The sequence below is a fragment of the Moritella sp. genome, from assembly GCF_013215705.1.
In the GTDB taxonomy this organism is placed as follows: Bacteria; Pseudomonadota; Gammaproteobacteria; order Enterobacterales; family Moritellaceae; genus Moritella.
The window spans coordinates 253,475-271,460 of record NZ_JABSQR010000006.1; the positions used below are offsets into that span (position 1 = coordinate 253,475).

General features: G+C 39.5%; 17 protein-coding genes and 1 pseudogene. 9 read left to right on the forward strand and 9 right to left on the reverse strand.

What is annotated here, in order from left to right; genetic code table 11:
* Positions 1 to 56: 56 nt before the first annotated feature.
* On the reverse strand, positions 57 to 1,298 hold the full coding sequence (locus HRT96_RS04460) for an aromatic amino acid transport family protein (protein ID WP_293152796.1): 1,242 nt from the start codon (positions 1,296 to 1,298) through the stop codon (positions 57 to 59).
* A 4-nt stretch (positions 1,299 to 1,302) separates the two neighbouring features.
* A complete protein-coding gene (trpR, locus tag HRT96_RS04465) occupies positions 1,303 to 1,566 on the reverse strand; it encodes a trp operon repressor (protein WP_293128752.1) in 264 nt (87 codons plus the stop codon).
* Positions 1,567 to 1,889: 323 nt separating this feature from the next.
* Between trpR and HRT96_RS04470 the strand changes: the two genes are divergently transcribed.
* Positions 1,890 to 2,648, forward strand: coding sequence for a helix-turn-helix transcriptional regulator (locus HRT96_RS04470; RefSeq protein ID WP_293152799.1), 759 nt, complete (start codon positions 1,890 to 1,892; stop codon positions 2,646 to 2,648).
* A 139-nt stretch (positions 2,649 to 2,787) separates the two neighbouring features.
* Here the strand turns inward: HRT96_RS04470 and HRT96_RS04475 are convergent, their stop codons facing one another.
* Both HRT96_RS04475 and HRT96_RS04480 read right to left on the reverse strand, forming a co-directional pair.
* Complete coding sequence (locus HRT96_RS04475) at positions 2,788 to 3,522, reverse strand: outer membrane protein transport protein (RefSeq protein ID WP_293152802.1); 735 nt, start codon at positions 3,520 to 3,522, stop codon at positions 2,788 to 2,790.
* Positions 3,462 to 3,755 carry an outer membrane protein transport protein gene (locus HRT96_RS04480; RefSeq protein ID WP_293152805.1) on the reverse strand — a complete coding sequence of 98 codons (294 nt, stop codon included), beginning with the start codon at positions 3,753 to 3,755 and terminating at the stop codon, positions 3,462 to 3,464. The genes HRT96_RS04475 and HRT96_RS04480 overlap by 61 nt, the downstream gene beginning before the upstream one ends.
* A gap of 220 nt (positions 3,756 to 3,975) precedes the next feature.
* Here HRT96_RS04480 and HRT96_RS04485 point away from each other — a divergent pair, with 220 nt between their 5' ends.
* From HRT96_RS04485 to HRT96_RS04510, 6 genes and pseudogenes are all read left to right on the forward strand, one after another.
* Positions 3,976 to 4,506: an NUDIX domain-containing protein gene (locus tag HRT96_RS04485; RefSeq protein WP_293152808.1), complete on the forward strand. Its 531-nt coding sequence runs from the start codon at positions 3,976 to 3,978 to the stop codon at positions 4,504 to 4,506.
* A gap of 24 nt (positions 4,507 to 4,530) precedes the next feature.
* Positions 4,531 to 5,242 (forward strand): annotated as a pseudogene (locus HRT96_RS04490) (glutamate synthase-related protein).
* A gap of 163 nt (positions 5,243 to 5,405) precedes the next feature.
* Positions 5,406 to 5,909 carry a hypothetical protein gene (locus tag HRT96_RS04495; protein WP_293152811.1) on the forward strand — a complete coding sequence of 168 codons (504 nt, stop codon included), beginning with the start codon at positions 5,406 to 5,408 and terminating at the stop codon, positions 5,907 to 5,909.
* Between the two features lie 76 nt (positions 5,910 to 5,985).
* Positions 5,986 to 6,420 (forward strand): Rrf2 family transcriptional regulator, encoded by a 435-nt coding sequence (locus HRT96_RS04500; protein ID WP_293152814.1) that lies wholly within the window; start codon positions 5,986 to 5,988, stop codon positions 6,418 to 6,420.
* A gap of 231 nt (positions 6,421 to 6,651) precedes the next feature.
* On the forward strand, positions 6,652 to 7,134 hold the full coding sequence (locus tag HRT96_RS04505) for an SRPBCC family protein (protein ID WP_293152817.1): 483 nt from the start codon (positions 6,652 to 6,654) through the stop codon (positions 7,132 to 7,134).
* A 437-nt stretch (positions 7,135 to 7,571) separates the two neighbouring features.
* Positions 7,572 to 8,957, forward strand: a complete 1,386-nt coding sequence (locus HRT96_RS04510; protein WP_293152820.1) for a sodium-dependent transporter — start codon at positions 7,572 to 7,574, stop codon at positions 8,955 to 8,957.
* A gap of 79 nt (positions 8,958 to 9,036) precedes the next feature.
* Here the strand turns inward: HRT96_RS04510 and HRT96_RS04515 are convergent, their stop codons facing one another.
* Positions 9,037 to 10,227, reverse strand: coding sequence for a hypothetical protein (locus HRT96_RS04515; RefSeq protein WP_293152823.1), 1,191 nt, complete (start codon positions 10,225 to 10,227; stop codon positions 9,037 to 9,039).
* 224 nt (positions 10,228 to 10,451) lie between these two features.
* Between HRT96_RS04515 and HRT96_RS04520 the strand changes: the two genes are divergently transcribed.
* Both HRT96_RS04520 and HRT96_RS04525 read left to right on the forward strand, forming a co-directional pair.
* Entirely contained in the window at positions 10,452 to 11,081 is a 630-nt protein-coding gene (locus HRT96_RS04520) for a LysE family translocator (protein WP_293136788.1), read from the forward strand.
* Positions 11,082 to 11,209: 128 nt separating this feature from the next.
* Positions 11,210 to 12,643, forward strand: coding sequence for an FAD-dependent oxidoreductase (locus tag HRT96_RS04525; RefSeq protein WP_293152826.1), 1,434 nt, complete (start codon positions 11,210 to 11,212; stop codon positions 12,641 to 12,643).
* A gap of 43 nt (positions 12,644 to 12,686) precedes the next feature.
* Here HRT96_RS04525 and fhuF read toward each other — a convergent pair whose 3' ends face one another.
* The 4 genes from fhuF to HRT96_RS04545 all read right to left on the reverse strand — a co-directional run bounded on the left by fhuF (position 12,687) and on the right by HRT96_RS04545 (position 17,974).
* Entirely contained in the window at positions 12,687 to 13,400 is a 714-nt protein-coding gene (gene fhuF, locus HRT96_RS04530) for a siderophore-iron reductase FhuF (protein WP_293152829.1), read from the reverse strand.
* A gap of 14 nt (positions 13,401 to 13,414) precedes the next feature.
* The gene (locus tag HRT96_RS04535; protein WP_293152831.1) at positions 13,415 to 14,719 is read right to left on the reverse strand and encodes a lysine N(6)-hydroxylase/L-ornithine N(5)-oxygenase family protein; all 1,305 of its coding nucleotides are present in this window, start codon (positions 14,717 to 14,719) and stop codon (positions 13,415 to 13,417) included.
* A 62-nt stretch (positions 14,720 to 14,781) separates the two neighbouring features.
* Entirely contained in the window at positions 14,782 to 15,759 is a 978-nt protein-coding gene (locus HRT96_RS04540; protein ID WP_293152834.1) for a GNAT family N-acetyltransferase, read from the reverse strand.
* The gene (locus tag HRT96_RS04545) at positions 15,749 to 17,974 is read right to left on the reverse strand and encodes a TonB-dependent siderophore receptor (RefSeq protein ID WP_293152837.1); all 2,226 of its coding nucleotides are present in this window, start codon (positions 17,972 to 17,974) and stop codon (positions 15,749 to 15,751) included. Before HRT96_RS04545 ends, HRT96_RS04540 begins: the two co-directional genes overlap by 11 nt.
* Between the last annotated feature and the right edge of the window lie 12 nt (positions 17,975 to 17,986).

Genomic DNA, 17,986 nt, shown 5'->3' on the forward strand with positions numbered 1-17,986 from the left:
GAGTTCGCCGTTAATTAACATTCACTAACGGCAATACACTGATGACTAGGCTCAAGTTATGCTAGCAACCCCAGCATAGATAATACTTGGAAACTAACAACGCAAACCGCAAACACTAATACTGCAGCCATACGAGCATGACCACCCGAAACCAGGAAATCAGTCGTTGGTAAATGTTTACGCGCCTGAAAGGCTAGCGCTACCGGGGTAAACAAGGCAAATACCGCGGCCGCAAATCCAGCGTAACCAATCGCGTAGATAAAACCATTTGGCAATAATATCCCACCAATCATTGGCGGTACAAACGTCACTAACGCGGTTTTACTCCGCCCCGATAAGGTGTCATCCAGTTTCAGTAGATCCGTTAAGAAATCAAACAAACCGAGTGCCACACCCAAAAATGATGTCGCAACAGCAAAGTTAGCAAATAATTGTAAGGTCACCGCAAGTATCGCACCTGAGCCTGTAGACTCTAATGCTGCAACTAATGCGCCCATGTTACCGCCTTCTGCAATAACACTGGCAAACCCATCACGGCCAATAACAGTAAAGCTCGCTAACAACCAAATTAAGTAGATAGCAAGTGCTAACAAACTACCGTAACGAATTGAATTAACGACTTTCGAACTGTCTTTATTATAATATTTAACCAAACTGGGGATATTAGAATGAAAGCCAAAACACACCATTAACGAAGGAATTGCTGCCCAGCTATACGGTAATCTTTCCGTCATTTCAGCAAACGGCTGTAATAACGAAAGGTTTGCGCCACTCAATAAGCTATAAATAGCAATACTAAAGGTAATGACCATGCCACCCAACATCGCCGAGGTAAAACGATCCACGGCTTTAGTACTAAAGCTCACGATCAAACCCAGTAATACCGCAAACACAAAACTGGCAACGGACTGGTCAATATCAATCCCCAGACCTGACTGTAAACTGTGCCCCAGCATTGAGCCGCCGCCCGAAATGTAGGCATAAACTAAGATGTAACTGACGAACAGCACCGATAAGCCGTTAAGTATACGTAATGATGTGGGTAATAAAGCTTTCGTCATCGAATCAAAATTAACCCCACGTTTAAATTTTTGATTCGCTTCAAGTAAGTAAAGTGCCGAACTGTACATGCAATACCAAGACACACACAAAAACAATACCGCCCAACCAAACCACATATTTGATGTTAATACCGGTAAAGAAAACATACCGGCACCAATACTAGTCCCCGTAATGATGAATACGCCGCCGAGAGAGGATGGTTGAACTTCTTGATTGGCAGTCATGACTTCAGACATATACCTACTTCCTAATTAATAATGTTTGTAATAATTGTTTTTCTTTATCACTCATGGCTTTCAAATTATTGGAACCGCGAGTGATCGTGGCAATACTGATATTATGTATTCTTGCTATTTCACGCTGAGATCGCTCTGCAAGCAATAGTTCTTTATAAACCAAAGTACGCGCATTAATTGCATTTAATTCTTCTGGTGACAGCAACAAAGGAAGCATTAGAGAAACGTCTTCCTCACCCGATATATTTAGCAGTAATTCATTAAACATAACCAACTTACCTTGCACTTAAACTGTAATGACGTAACAGTACAGCATTACACCTTAATCCATCAAGTTTATTTTGTTATCGTCGGTAATTAGCGGCGCATTATATATTCAACAATATATTAAATAAATTGCACAAATTTACCCCCAGAGATACAATGTTAAATAATATTTAATTCTTATATAAATAGATTAATTATTCTAGGTGCATGAATGATTTGGTTATCAATACAAGCAATTAAAATTCTGATTGCTTTAACTCTTTTAGCTAAACATAAAATTGAGCAACAATATAACAACTAACGCTTTAGTACCAAGGACAATAAATGTTTAAAAAAGAAGGTTTTGGCTCTAAGTTACGTCAGGTACGTAAAGATAATAAACTATCTCAGTTTGACTTCGTATCACAGTTGGCCAATGCACATAAAGAGTTTACCGGTCTGTCACAGACCACTCTATCTCTCTGGGAAAATGGTAAACGTGAACCGTCTTTTTTACGCCGTATCGCTATCGCTCGCTTTTTTGCTGAAGGCTATGAGATAAGCGAGCAAGAGAAAAAGTTCGTCAGTAAAAGCAAAGCCACTGAAGTTGGCGCCAGACCGTCTTTATATCCTGTGAGTATTACGGATATTGTTATTATTGATTATACTCGTCTATCCGAAAAGCAAACAGATGTTGTAAGTAAGGGCCACGAGCACTTTTATAATGAACCCCTAGCAGAAACAATGAGCGCGTTTCCAGAGTCGTATTATTCGGTCAGTTTACTGATGAATGAGAATGCGATTGTCGGTCATTACATTGCTAGTAATGCTGGGGTCATCGTTTCGTTTTGTTTCATTGATAATAGCGTGGCGATTAAAATGGTGTTAGATTTGGATGGCAAGTTTACGTCAGTTATACTGCCAACGCGCACGCCCGCCATCGCTTCGTTTTTTCAAGACTTACATTTTGAACCTTACCCAACCGCATCACGGGTTAAGTTTTATAAAGGCAGCTTAAAAGACCTTTACAACAATCCTTTCTTTAAAGACCTGCTGAACAACAATGCGGATTTAGTACGTTTTAGCAAAGCGCTGAAGGGTTAATCCAAGAAGTTAAAGTGAACGGCAGCTTAGCGCTGATAACTGTTCTGGTAAAACCCCAGTTTATAAAAGTATGCTACAACGAAAAAGGCCTTGTTAATTCATTAGCAGGGTCTTTTATCAATCTGAATATTAACTCAGATTAGAATACCATGTTCATTTGTGCAGATACGATAATAGCAGTACCTGTTGAGGTGAACTCTTGTTCACCGCCAAGTTCACTATACTCAGTAAATGAGATTTCATCACCAAAGATATAAGCAGCACCAAGATCGAAGCTCGTAGTGTTACTCACAGCATAACTCATGCCTGCAGATATTTGATGGCGAATACTATCAGGCATTACCACAACGGCTTCACCAGCCTGTTCATCATACGCATAACCCATTCGTAATGTCACAGACTCAGAAACGTATGCAGTTGCACCGACTGCATAGCGCATGCTATCTGAATAATGCAGATCCTTTTGGAAACAAACACCATTTTCAAATGGGTCAACTAAGCCAACGTCACCACTTACACAATCTGTACTTGTTGCTGTTAATTTTTCTAGCGAACTCCATTGGGTCCACATTGCACTATAGTGTATAGCGAAAGTATCATTCAGTTTATGATAACCAGATAGCTCAGCAATTGCAGGCAATGTGATATCAACAACACCTGTAACACTGCCTTGGCCAAGGCCTTCTCCTGGGTTAAATACACCTTCAGCTTCAAAATCACCTTCGAAGCTCATATCTACAGCAGAACGATAAGTTAAAGCTAAACGGTTATTATCATTAATAGTAAATAATGTACCGACATTCCAACCATGCCCTACTGCATTACCAGACATATCAAAGCTATTGTCAAAACCAGTATTAAATGATTTTTCCATGCAAGTTGGCTTGATACCGTGGTTTTATCAAACATCGTCATCGCTGCAGGGTTTTTAGTTAGTACCAAAGCAGTGTCAGCGATTGCGCCTTCACCTGCATTTGCACGGCCTAAACCGGTTGCTGAATGTTCACCAATCTGGAAACCAGCTGCAAGTACTAATGTAGAAGCGGTTGCTAATGCCAGCGCGATTGCGGAACCAAGGTATGAAGTCACTTTCAAATTGCATGTCATTACAAAAATCCTGTTGTTATTATTGGGTATGACGGCGATGTTAATATATTGTGACAGGGTGTAATATATCGTTTAGATAAAACTTTTCCTAAACGACATATTTATTCATAAAGTGGGTATTTTTGGCTGCGTTAACCTATTTTAGTGACCAAGTATGAATGTGTTACTATACGCTCTGTTTGAAATCTCATTCGACTATTAAGACAAGAGCTACTTTACAATGATCAACCAAATGCCCATCCTGCGTTCTACTATCCACCCAGATGTAACAGCACCTCAAAATACTGACCAGCGGATCTCAACACGCGGCATTATCACGCAAGGCGAAGAGATCTTATTGATCTTTACTGCGCGCTATCATGATTACAGCTTACCCGGTGGCGGCTTACATGAAAATGAAGACATCATCACTGGTTTAATTCGTGAAGTGGAAGAAGAGACTGGCGCTGAAAATATTAATAACATTGTACCTTACGGGTGTTACGAAGAACTTCGTCCTTGGTATAAAGGTGGCTTTGATAGTATCAAGATGGTTTCTTACTGCTTTACTTGCGATGCTAACAAGCAATTAGGTACACCAAGATTAGAAGAAAATGAAATCAAAAATGGCGTTAGCGCGCTATGGATCAATATCCACAAAGCAATTGCCCATAACCTCGAAGTCATCGCTAGCCATCCAAGAGCAGGCCTGTCAATTGAGAGAGAAACTTATCTATTACAAAAAATTGCCAAAGGTATCGTTAAAAAATAATCACAATTTAGTTCTCAGATTGATATGCTATTGTATGGTCTAGATATCATGACTGGCCTTTTCATCTTAATACTCTTTGGTGGGATCATCAGTGTTATCTATATGTACATTGTAGATAAAAGACAGACCAAACAAGCGATCCGACATAACTACCCAGTTATTGGCCGCTTTCGATATTTATTTGAAAAACAAGGTGAGTTCTTTCGCCAATACTTTTTTGCTCAAGATCGCGAAGAAATGCCTTTCAACCGAGCTGAACGATCTTGGGTTTACCGCGCAGCAAAAAATGTCGGGGATATTCTTGATATGGTCGAGCATATACGCCAAGTAACAGGCAGCCAGTCGGCTTTAAGTTTGTGCTTGGTCACAGCCAATGGCTGGATGATTTACTCACCGAAATTAATAAACGCGGAGTCCGTTCTGCACCTGATTTTATGACCTTAGATAGTGCAGATGGTGGCACCGGCGCAGCACCACAACCGCTAATGGATTACGTCGGTTTAACGTTGAAAGAAAGTTTGCCCTTATTAACAAATATTCTGGAAAAATACAACTTACGCAAACAGATTAAAGTCATTGCATCAGGTAAATTAATCACCCCATCCATTATGGCGTGGGCTTAATTGCACATTCTTGCGGCGTCAATGAACCCAGACAATTACGTCGTGACCATGTGCGTGTTGTCACTGAAAATGGCCTTTCTATCGCACTTGATAAGCTTTATTTGATAGAATAAACAAACCATCTGGCTGAGTTTATATTTTTGTTTTTAATACTTTTTTATCAATCTAAAATCTAAGCGAAAATAACTCGACCTCTTGGTTAATATTTCTAATAGTTCCGCGTATAACTGTAACCCTAGCAACCGATTTTAACGATCGTCAGGAAAGGGAATCAAGATGAAGCTATTAGTCAAACAAAATGTGGGGGATATTCATAAAGACCACTTGAAGATTTTAGATAATGTAATCACCTTCTTACAATACAATATCGATGGCCTCGAATTCCTTCCTTTTAATCTCAATGAAGAACAAGATGATTACCAGCACGCTTTTCAGCGACAAACGGGGATTATTTTTACCCCGACTAATTACCGCCATTATCGCTTACGCTTATTATCGGTTGTTGATGCACTGCTTTATATTCATACATCATCCAATGATAGCGATGCTTATGAACTTTCTTACAATTTAAGTTCAATACACCCTAAACCGGTATTTTTTGCCGTATGGCGTGGCGCCCCAATCAAAAGTCCACTGCTAAAAGAACTCGATCAAGACTACCCTGTTACCTATTGTCAATTCAGTCATCCTAGAGAACTACTCGAAGGCTTTAAGGGGTTTTTACAAAAATACGGTAAAGAAGTGCTACATAATCATATTGAAAAAGAGTTGATATCCTGAACTCGAGTAATAAACGTAATATCTAGATCAATCTGCGCATAATTAATTTACAACAACGCTAGTAATGGTGATAAAAGTGAAGATAACAACTTATACTGATTTTGGCATACGCACATTAATGTATTTATCCACCCTTCCAAAAGGACAACGCTCAAGCTCAGCTGAAGTTGCAGAGGTGTACCAAGCATCACGTAACCATATTGCAAAAGTAATAGCTCACCTTTCCTCACTAAATTATATCGAATCATCTCGAGGAAAAAATGGTGGTATCTGGTTAGCAAAATCAGCGTCCGAAATTAACATTGGGCAACTCGTACGAGCCTTAGAGAACAATTTAAAAGGCGTTGATAATAATACCCAAGACAGCGAATTAGTACCGACTTACCAGTTAAAAAATCTGTTACAGACTGGCATCGAAGCTTTTCTTAAAACACTCGACCAATACAGTCTTGCTGATTTGCTTGATGAACAGCGTGAATTTGAATCATTATACTATATGCAACAAGCCTAATTACATGGCATACAATGATCATCTATAATAATAGTATAATGATCGGCACCGCCCCATGTAAGTTTTCAGCTTATTGTATTATAAGAATAAAGTGTAATATTCGCGCCTCATTTTCAACCTCTCATTCTTGACAACAACCATCATCTGGGGCAATGTAGCGACATGAATATACTACTTCGAGGATAGATAGCCTAGAAGTAAACACTATTATGAACACAAGGGAAATTTGAAATGGCTTTCGACGTAAAAATACAATTAAATAAAAAATTTACTGTACCAGCAGATATCAACACAGTTTATAACCTTTTAGCTGATGTTCCAGCTTCTGCGAGTCATTTTCCAGATCTAACAAACTTGGTCGAAGAAGCAGCGAATACTTACCGCTGGGAAATGAAAAAAATTGGCCTAGGTCCTATTCAACTTCAAACTATTTATGCGTGCGAATATATCTGTGATGCCGAACGTAAATCGATTGCTTGGGAACCTCGTGACACGGCAGATCATAGTGCTAAAGTATCAGGGAAATGGATCATAACTGAAACCAGTACTGGTTGTGATATTAATTTATTAACCGATGCTGTGATTACAATTCCACTACCAAGTCTGGCTGGTATCGGTTTAAAACCTGTTGTTAAAGTTGAATTTGAAACGTTAACAAATACTTATATCAAAAACCTTGCTAAGACATTATCGAAAGTAGCAGCGACAGCTTAAGTCGATCGACGATATGACAACACAATAACAATGAACCTGAATAGAGACACTAACTCAGGTTCATTATTTTACCGTAATTAATGTCCTGTTATTATCGATTTTGCCGTCGGGAAATAAAATTATTATTGAGTTCAATCAGAGTTACACTTCTTTTCAAATTATTCCTCGCTATAGAATGAAAAACCAACAAATAACTGCCCATCCAAGCAAATACAGCATAAAACTGCAATATACAGCACAAGCTAAAAATATAAGCATTTAATACCAAACATAAACAAATAAATAACATTTTTAACTGTTAATTATAAAAATAGAAGCGTTAACTAAATAAATAACGACTGATTTAGAGTTATCATCTAATTAAAGTCCTTATATCGGTGTTATTAGTATGTTATTAGTATGTATATAACTATATGTACAAAACCCAGGGTGAGCAAATGACAACAAGCACAACAATTGACAATCGCTGGTCTAGCGAATTTAAGTATGTACTTGCAGCAGCTGGCGCAGCTGTAGGTTTAGGTAATCTTTGGAAGTTCCCTTATATTATGGGCGAAAATGGTGGTGGTGCATTCGTACTTGTCTACCTATTTTGTATTCTATTAATTGGTATCCCTGTGATGATGGCAGAGGTAATGATTGGTAAACGAGCTCGTACGTCACCAGCAAATGCGTCAGCAACCATCGCCAAGGAATCGGGCGGTTCAAGAATTTGGTCTCTACTTGGTGCATCTGGTGTTATCGCAGGTTCATTAATCCTCAGTTTTTATATTGTGATTGCAGGTTGGGCAGCCGCTTATATCTTCTTTGGTATCAGTGGCGATTTCTTAGCAACAGCAGGTTCTGAAATATCGCATAAAGATGAAATTGGTGCACTATTCACTGGTTTAATCACAGACACTACACAGTTGATTCTATGGTCTTCAATTACTATCGTTGCCGCCATGTTAGTATTAATTCGTGGTGTTAATGCCGGTCTCGAGAAAGCCGTTACTTACCTAATGCCATCATTGCTTGTCTTACTGCTGATTATCATGGTTTACGCCGCTGCCACAGGTAACTTTGGTGAAGCCGCACAATTCATGTTCTCACCTGATTTCTCAAAACTATCTATTGATGGTGTATTAACTGCGCTAGGTCATGCATTCTTCACGTTAAGTTTATCATCAGGCATCATGATGGTTTACGGTGCATATATGCCTGAAGGTACGTCAATCGCGAGAACGTCTATCTGGATCGCAGTAATGGATACAGCAGTAGCACTTATCGCAGGTATGGCTATCTTCCCGATCGTGTTTGCTAACGGTATGGAGCCATCTGCCGGCCCAGGTCTACTATTCGTCTCATTACCTATCGCGTTTGGTCAAATGCCATTAGGTAGTTTGTTTGGTACGCTATTCTTCATTATGGTGACATTTGCTGCATTCACATCAGTGATCGCACTTCTTGAATCACCAGTAGCCTACTTGAACGAACGTCTTGGCTTAAGCCGTACTAAAGCAACAGTCGCAGCGGGCTGTACTATTTGGGCTCTATCACTGCTAACAGTATTCTCACTCAGTGGTGCACCTTGGGCTCAAGATGTTGTTATGGGTCTGAGTTTCTTTGATGCGTTAGATAAGCTAACAGCAAACATCATGCTACCACTTGCCGGTCTATTTACTGCGCTACTAGTAGGTTGGGTTGTTAATGATAAAATCACTCGTGAAGAGTTTGGTTTATCAGAAGTGGCTTATAAAGCGGTTATGTTCTGCCTACGCTACTTATCACCAGTCGCAATTGCAATCGTATTCTTGCAAGCCGTTGGTCTAATTAGCCTTTAATAAACAATAAATACTAAAAAGGCTTCAAATATTGAAGCCTTTTTTATTTTTGTGATTTAATCGTTAATGATTCAAAGCGCTAACCAAAGATAGCTCTCAGTAACTGCACCACTTCTGTTGCACTTTTGCCTTTTTCAACTTCAGCAATCATTGAAGCACGTTTACTTTGTAAATAAGCAGGTAAGTCAGGTTCAGCCAATAAACGGTCTACCACTTCAGTTGCACTTTCTTTAGTCCGCTTTTTACGTACTACACCTGTTGCACGAGCACGCCCGCCCGTTGCAGTACGGACAACCACAGGTTTATTCTTCAATTTTAAATAATTTGATTTATCAGCGAAGTCTTTATCCACAAAAAAGAACAAATCGAATAACACCACGCGGTTATTCCATAGCTCAAGTTCAGTGGCATCTTCCGGTTGTGCTGATTTAAACCAAGGCTGACGATGCAGCGCTTCAATAATATCGACCCAGTAACGAGAAAAGTCAGTCGGCTTTAATTTCACTAAACCTAAGCCTTGGCACAGCGCGTCCACTTTAGATGCAGTCAGTACCATGAATACATCCGGTCGACGCATTGCTAATAATCGTGTTGCAGCAAACAAGCCGGCCTTCGCTTTATCTAATGTCGCGAAAGCGGCAGTATAACGTTTTACAAACTCTTTATAGTCAGCTTCACTTACTTCACCCTCAAGAGGGATCGCAGATAACGCGTCATCAAGTAAAGACGGGGTATGCTGTAATAACTCATGCAACCCTTTAGCACCACGGGTACTACCGAATAGTTCGACATCAAAATCAAACTTTGCTGGTTCATGTGCTGATAAATGTTTACCTGCAAATGCAAGACGTTCAAGATCAGACATATCAGCGAATGTGCTGATTCGTAGTGAACTGATGTAATTTAGCAGCCGAAGACGCTCAGCTAATGCTTGGCGATCAGCTTGATCAAGTAAAAAGTTCTTCAGAAATGGCCACGGTGTAATGCGAGACGTTTTAACTTGGCGACAAGTGATCGACGTCTCTAATAACAGCAATAATTTTTGTAACGGTTTTTCATGCTTTTCATCAAGCAAATCCATATTTATACCGTAACGCACATAATTGTATAACTCATTACACCAGCCAAGAAAATCTGCTGGTCGGTTTGTCACTTTAACCGCCATTAAATTCAAGCTAATTTCAGTAACATAATCTACGATTTGATCATACTGTGCAGTTTCAACATCAGAGAGTCGCATGTCTTGCGGAGAAGTAATAAATTTTATCATTAAAGCGTCATTCCAGTCTAAATACTAAATACAATTGCAGAACTCATAAGTATAGGCTTAAGGATAAATTTTTAAACCTATACTTGGTTAAATTTAAAAATGAATAGTTTGATTAAGTTCACAAAGTTTAAAATGGCTAATTTATATTCATTCCACATTACAATACAGAAAACTGATTGGATGATGGTATTATCCAGCGCTATCCCAATAACTAAATTTACCTAATGTCAGCCATTGATTTACAACTTTTAGCGCTTTTTATCCCAACCTTTTTCTTCGTTTCGATTACACCAGGCATGTGTATGACATTGTCGATGACATTAGGCATGACAATTGGCGTAAAGCGCAGTCTTCACATGATGTGGGGTGAATTATTAGGTGTGGGCTTGGTTGCAATTTCTGCCGTCATTGGCGTGGCAACAATCATGTTGAAATATCCAAGTGCCTTTTCAGCCCTTAAATACCTCGGTGGCAGTTATCTTATATATCTTGGTATCCAGATGTGGCGCTCAAAAGGTAAACTAGCCATTTCTGATCGCCCAAGTTCAGAAAGTACGATGAAGCCAATTCAATTAGCTAGCCAAGGTTTTGTGACCGCTATTGCGAATCCAAAAGGTTGGGTATTTATGATCTCGCTATTACCGCCTTTTATTAATCCCACACAAGCATTAACACCTCAGTTATCAGTGCTTGTGGCAATTATTCTTATTACCGAATTCAGCTGTTTATTAATGTATGCCAGTGGTGGACAAACATTACGTTTATTTTTACAAAAAAGTAATAATGTGCGATTGCTGAATAAAATTGCTGGCTCACTGATGATCTTTGTCGGGATCTGGTTAGCAACGGGATAAAGTCCGTGCTAATACGTAAACTTAGTACCATTTACCAATATAAATACACTTTAACTAAAAATAAGTTTCATTCAGGTATGAATAATTGGCATAATCAATTATCTCATTATTTATACGTTGCGAAGAGAATGATCAAGAACGTACCTTCCACTCTACAATCAAAACGCATTGCAATTATCGGTGGTGGTATTGCAGGTAGCACGATCGCGCTGCGTTTAGCTGGGTTAGACATTAATGTCACCTTATTTGAAGAAGGTGTAAGCTTAGTTAATGGACCGCCGGTTTGTCATTTACATGCTGGCGGTAATCTTTACCCAGACATTTCTGATGAACAATGTCTGACATTATTAGAACAGTCCATCGCGACAATGAGGGTCTACCCGCATTGCATTAATAAGCGTCCGACCGTGATAGCGATCCCTGAACGAGATGCGAGTAACATAGAAAAATTATTACCCCGACTTAAATTACTCACTCAACGTTACGAAGCGTTAATTCAAGCTGATGCAAGTAATAAAGTACTCGGTGAGTCTAATGATTATTACCAGATGTTTACCCGCAATGAGCTCGAGCGATTAAAAAATACTTCACAGCCGTCTGAGATAACGCAATTCTCTGATTGGATGATCCCGCTTGCTAAGACACTTGATTTCGACACTGTTAAATTCCCATTATTGATGGTTCAAGAATATGGCTTAAGTTTATTCCGTATCGCCGCAAGCACAGAGCTTAGCCTGAGTGCCTCAACATCTTGCAACTTGCTGGTTAACAATAAAGTAACTAATGTCGCTTACACCACGGATAAGACTTGGTTAATCACGCATACAGAAAACGGGAACCAAACAACAACCGAAGTTGATTATTTAATTAATGCCTGTGGTTATAGAACAGGCATTATTGATGATATGGCTGATACACCAAAAGAACGTATGGTTGAGTTTAAGGCTGCTTATATTACCCATTGGCAACAAAGTGAACGTTGGCCAGAAGTGGTCTTTCATGGCGAGCGCGGGACACCTGAAGGTATGGCGCAATTAACACCTTACCCTGATGGATATTTCCAATTACACGGCATGACAGAAGAGATCACGTTATTTAAAAATGGGCTAGCTAAGAGTACAGATGACAGCGCGCAACCTAAATTAGATAACAGTTTTATCAACAAACTTGTGCAAGGTTGGGATACAGAAGAATCTAATAGTCGAACACAAAAAGCGATTCAGCATATAAGCCACTTTATTCCGAGCTTTAACAACGCAACTATTGCAGGAAGACCATTATTTGGTGCGCAGCAAATTCCAGGTAATGATGTATCTCTGCGCGCTTATGACGTCTCATTTGAGGGACAACAATATGCACGAGCAGAAATCGTTAAAGCATCGTCAGCACTCACTGTCGCCGATCAAATCATCCATAAATTATTTAATTACTCACATGAACAACTCACTGAGTGCTGTAATGTCAACGCCAGCTTTACCGCATTATCTGAAAGTGATATCAACAAACTTGCTTGTGAGATTGCTCATGATAGGAACTACCCGACTGCACTCGCTAAGATCTAATCATGATTGGTAGCCAAGGATGGCTCTCGATTACTTGAATACATTATTTAGGTTCAAGTAATCTTGGGCAGTCATCACAAAGCTCTGTCGCCGGTAATCGATAACGCAAACAACAATTACGCCTTACTTGTACAAGCTTATTCGCGATTCTCTTTGATCTATAACATCCAAACAGCGGGTTCACATTATCGTTAATATATCGATGATCTAATAATAGCTTTACAGTGTTACATATTTCAACATCCATCCCAGCCTGCTCGAGTTGGACATTAATCCAATTGATATACCTGGCAGCATTGACCCATAGGATCTTAATTGGTACTGAAAAATGTAATGACCATGACTCGATCAGTGGTTTTAAGTTATCCTCGATTAAGCTTTCATAACGAGCCACACCTGTAGTCGTTATAGGTGTACCTTGTTCTTTAACTACAAAACCATGGACAGTTCCATCTTTTCCAAAAATCAATTCCAGCTCAGATAAACGCACCGGTAGTGCATGTCCCAGAAGCACACTTGCGGCGATGACTGGCGCTAAAATACGGATGAAATAATATTTACTCCATTCAGATAACACCTCAGTAAACAAACGCTCATCACAATCAGGTCTGAATAGCGCCAATTGCTCCTTAACAAAACGAGGATCTAATAAAACCGAAGCAGGCAATGATGTATTATTACCTGCCGGAAAACGAAATATATTCGCGTATTGCTTAAACTCCCCCTGAAAAAGGGGAGCTAAAATAGGAAGACTCAAAATATCACCCTAATCTAAACACAAACATTGGGTTTAGATTCTGCGATCCGCTCTACTAAACAATTGACAATTTCTTGGGACCGGACCGCTAATATCGATAATATCGATAATAAAGTATCACTTAAACCATGCGTCGATTCACAGCAACCTTGTAAAAATATATTTACTTTACAACCGTCTTTTAGAGGCAGACGGTAGCAACGTTCAACACTTTCCATATGCACCCACGGCTTTAACCCATCAAGTAATGTATTAAAACTGTTATAGTGGTAACCCGTAGCGAGAACAATAGCATCATATTCATGCCAAACTTTAGTTTGTGTTGAAGTATTACGAAGCCTCATGGCGATATTATTTTTACCAATTGCCACTTCAGATATTTCATGCAACGGTAAATATTTATGTGCACCTTTACCTGTGACTTCTTGTAAATATAATCGCTCATAAATCGCTTCAATTTCTGGTTTATCTACCACCGAATAATTAGTACCACTGAATCGTTGGATCATTGAATTACGTTTTTCAGGTGTATACGAATATATTTCATCCGTAAATTCAGGATTAAATATTTCGTTTACAAATGGACTATCATCTGCGGGATAAATCGCTCGGCCTCGATTGACGAGATTAATTTCACCTTCAGGATAGTCATTACATAATTCAACAAAAATTTCAGCAGCACTTTGTCCAGCTCCAACAATCGCTACTTTAGGTTTATTACTTTCGGTTTTAAACGTCTTCCGCCAAGTTTTGTACCCTGAAGAATGGATGACTTTATCACTACGGTGATCTAAAAATTGATCCGGTAATTTAGGTGTGCCTCCAACCCCTATAATTAGATTTCGGGTATAACGAATATCTTCAGCTCCCTGTGCATTTAACGAGACGACTTTCACAATATCAACTTCACCTTCAACTTCAACGGGCTCAACTGAAACCACATTCGCACCGTAATCGACATGCTCTGAAAAATGACTCGCCGCCCAAGACAAATAGTCATTAAATTCGATTCGGCTAGGTGAAAACGAACTGAGATTAATAAATGAATTTAATCGATTATGCTGATGTAAATAATTCACAAAAGTATAATGGCTTAACGGATTACGCTGTGTCACTAAATCTTTCAAAAAAGATATTTGCATTCTGGTGCCATCTAACAGCATGCCGCCATGCCATTCAAACGCTGGTTTCTTTTCTAGAAAACAGTAGCTCATGCTTTGTTCATTTACCGATGACTCTTGCATTGCGATTGCCACAGCTAAATTAGCGGGGCCAAAACCTATGCCAATTACATCGTATAGTTTTGCTTTATCTAACATACCTTACCTAACTCCTTTTATGCAGCACTATCAATTGCCATTTAATTTATATACTTTTATGTTTATTTAAACTGAGTAAAAAAACTGTCCCTCAGCTGCAGCATCAATGCAGCTCGTTTATGCGGAAATGAAAATTCTTTTTGCTTAGAGAAATGCTGCTGTTGTAAATAATTAATCATTTTTTCATTATCTGCTCTCGGCTCACTGACAATTTTCAATGTGCGAGGATCGGATAAATAAATGTAATGACACAACGCGCTTAACCACGCTGATACTTTATGCGGACCGCGATGTTTATCCTCGCCGACCAACATGTGAATACCACGATCATAATCACCGGCGGTATAATAAGGCGCGATGCGATCTTCTTTGGTCCAATACACTTCAAAATAAGCAAATGGTTGATCGTCAAAAGACGCGATGATTATTTGATTTTTAGGATCGTTTAACTGTGCTTGCAAATAATCCCGGTGTTCGTCTAACGTTCCTTTTTGTTCCCAGAAAGCCGCCACACGCTCATCATTTTGCCAACGGTTAAAAAGCTCTAGATCTCTGTCAATATCAAGTGTTCGCAGCTTTATCCACGACTTTAACTCTGGAATATAGCGGTGATATAGGTCGCCAGTCAGTGGCTGTGCTCGTAATGGGTGATAACCAGCACTATCGAGCACTTGCATATGTGGAAATGGCTTAGATTCAGGTTGTGCTAACCACAACTCACCTAGCTGCCATAACATCGACTTAAATAACAAATATTCCCCATCCGACGTTCTTTGCATGAAATCAGTATTAACCAAAGGACTCGCGGCTTCTAAACTGATACATTCAAGCGTCGGGATACTACTGAATATCGCATGACACACAGGCAGCAATAACGCCCCCTGTAAATGCTCTCTATTGAGTTGAAACTTAGTCGGCGATATAAGAATACCGCTAAATATAACCTGGTCTTGTAGATAAACTTGCCAGTGATTATGTGTAGCAAGCGTCACCCGCAGCCCAGAAGGCTGCGGATACTCAATGGTAGAATTACCAAGCATAGCTAAGGCTCGCAATCACATTTCGGCGATTACCATAGTAACAATTAGCAGAAGCACAAGTTGACACATACTCTTTATCCATGAGGTTTTTAGCTGCAACTTGGATTTTCATATTATTAATGGTGTAACTCACCGTTGCATCCATTAATGCAAAATCAGGTACTTTTGTCGTTTCAATATTACCGGCATAAGTCTCGCCAACATAACGACCACCAACACCAATAGCTAAACCTTCTAGACTGCTACCAAAGAAACGATAATTAGCCCAGACTGAACCGAGTGTATTTGCAACTTGAGCAGGTCGATTGCCGACGTTAGCAGAATTGATATCTTTTATTATTTCAGTGTCCATGAAGGTGGCATTAGCAACTAAACTTAGTCCTGAAGTTATATTCGCAACCGCTTCTAACTCAATACCTGTATTTTCGACTTCACCAATTTGAAGTAGATCACCAGCTGCATCCGTGGTCGCCATATTCTTTTTATTGATTTGGAACAGCGCCGCATTAAATGAACCATCGAAAGATGCTGGTAGATATTTCAGGCCGACTTCAAATTGATTACCACGTTCAGGCTTTGCTGAATTATCGTTTTTATCCAACTTAAGAACAGGTTGAAAATGTTCAGCATAATTGATATATGGCGTTAATCCATTCTCAAAGATATAAGCGACCCCTGCACTTTTTGTCCACTCTTGGTTGCTAACAACCTGTTTTTTGTTTGTCGATTTATTTTCATAGGTTGATTTAGTATCATCAAAGCGAACTCCCAACGTGACCGCTAAGGCGTCATTAAAAATCATTTGATCTTGTAAATAGCCACCCAGTTGATGTCTTTCACTTGTTGTCGTTTCACGGTCTGCATCTGTTACAAGTAGACCAGTGGTCGGATTTAATAAAACAACATTGTCTGTATAACTCGGATCGTACGGGTTAAAGAATATAGACCCGGTATTCCCGTCAGCGATTAGAACTCTATCACCAAAACTTTGCCCTTTTATATCAAGCCAGCGATAATCAATACCAGATAATAAAGTGTGTTCTAATTCACCCGTATTAAAATTATAAATCAAGCGATTATCCGCTGAAAAACTTTTTGATTTACCCTTTTCACTTGTTAAACCACGTAATATATTAGCTTCGGTTGGGTCAGTTTGACCTAAATCATGTGCATAACCAATTGCATACATCTGTTTTAAATCAATATCTAATTGGCTATAACGCACAGACTGAGCAAACTGAACCGATTCATTAAACTTATGACTAAATTCATAACCCAATGCAGCTTGAGTACGCTCAAATTTTTCATAATCCGGGTTACCAATAGCAACATCATCACTAATGAAGCCATTCTCATGTTCAGTTAATGACCCTTCCATCGGTAAAAACTGTAAGTAAGGGTCTGAGTCGTCTTTCTGATAACTCGCAAGTACCGTTAGGTTCGTATTGTCACTAAAGTTAACACTCACTGATGGGGCAAGATAGATACGCTCGGCTTCAATATTATCAACATCTGTACCATTTTGACGCCCTAAAGCCACTAAACGCCAAGCGACATCGTCAGTAATCTCACCGCCAAGATCAAGGCTGAGTTGCTTACGATCATTGCTACCATATTCCACCGATACGAAACCAAAACTTTCACTGTGTTGAGGCCGTTTACTGATCAGATTAATCACGCCACCAGGAGGGTTTTGTCCGTATAGTACCGATGCCGGCCCACGTAATATTTCGACACGCTCTAAGCCGAATGTGTCAGCCTGATAAGTGTAAAAACCAGCCGAGTCGAGTCTCGTACCATCTTGATACAAACCATTGTTGGCCTGATTGAAACCGCGAATAACAAACCAATCTTGCTTGTTATCTTCACCATAAAAATTAGCCTGAATACTTGGGGTATATTGCAACGCATCAGCCACACTGACTGAAGCCCTATCATCCATCTGCTCCCTTGTCACGACCGATACAGCTCTTGGCGTTTTACTTATCGGCATATCCGTTTTGGTTGCTGTCATGCTATTTTCACCAACATAACCAAAATCGGGGCCAATTGGATTACTAAATTCTGCAGTAACAACAACTTCTTGTTCCGAATTTTCATTCGTATTTGCTGATACAGAATTGACCATTAATCCCATAATTACCGCTGTTGCCAAAGATTTCTTAATACACCCATGGCTAACAAATGCGTCCATTCGCTGGTTTTTCAACAACATAAATACTCCAAT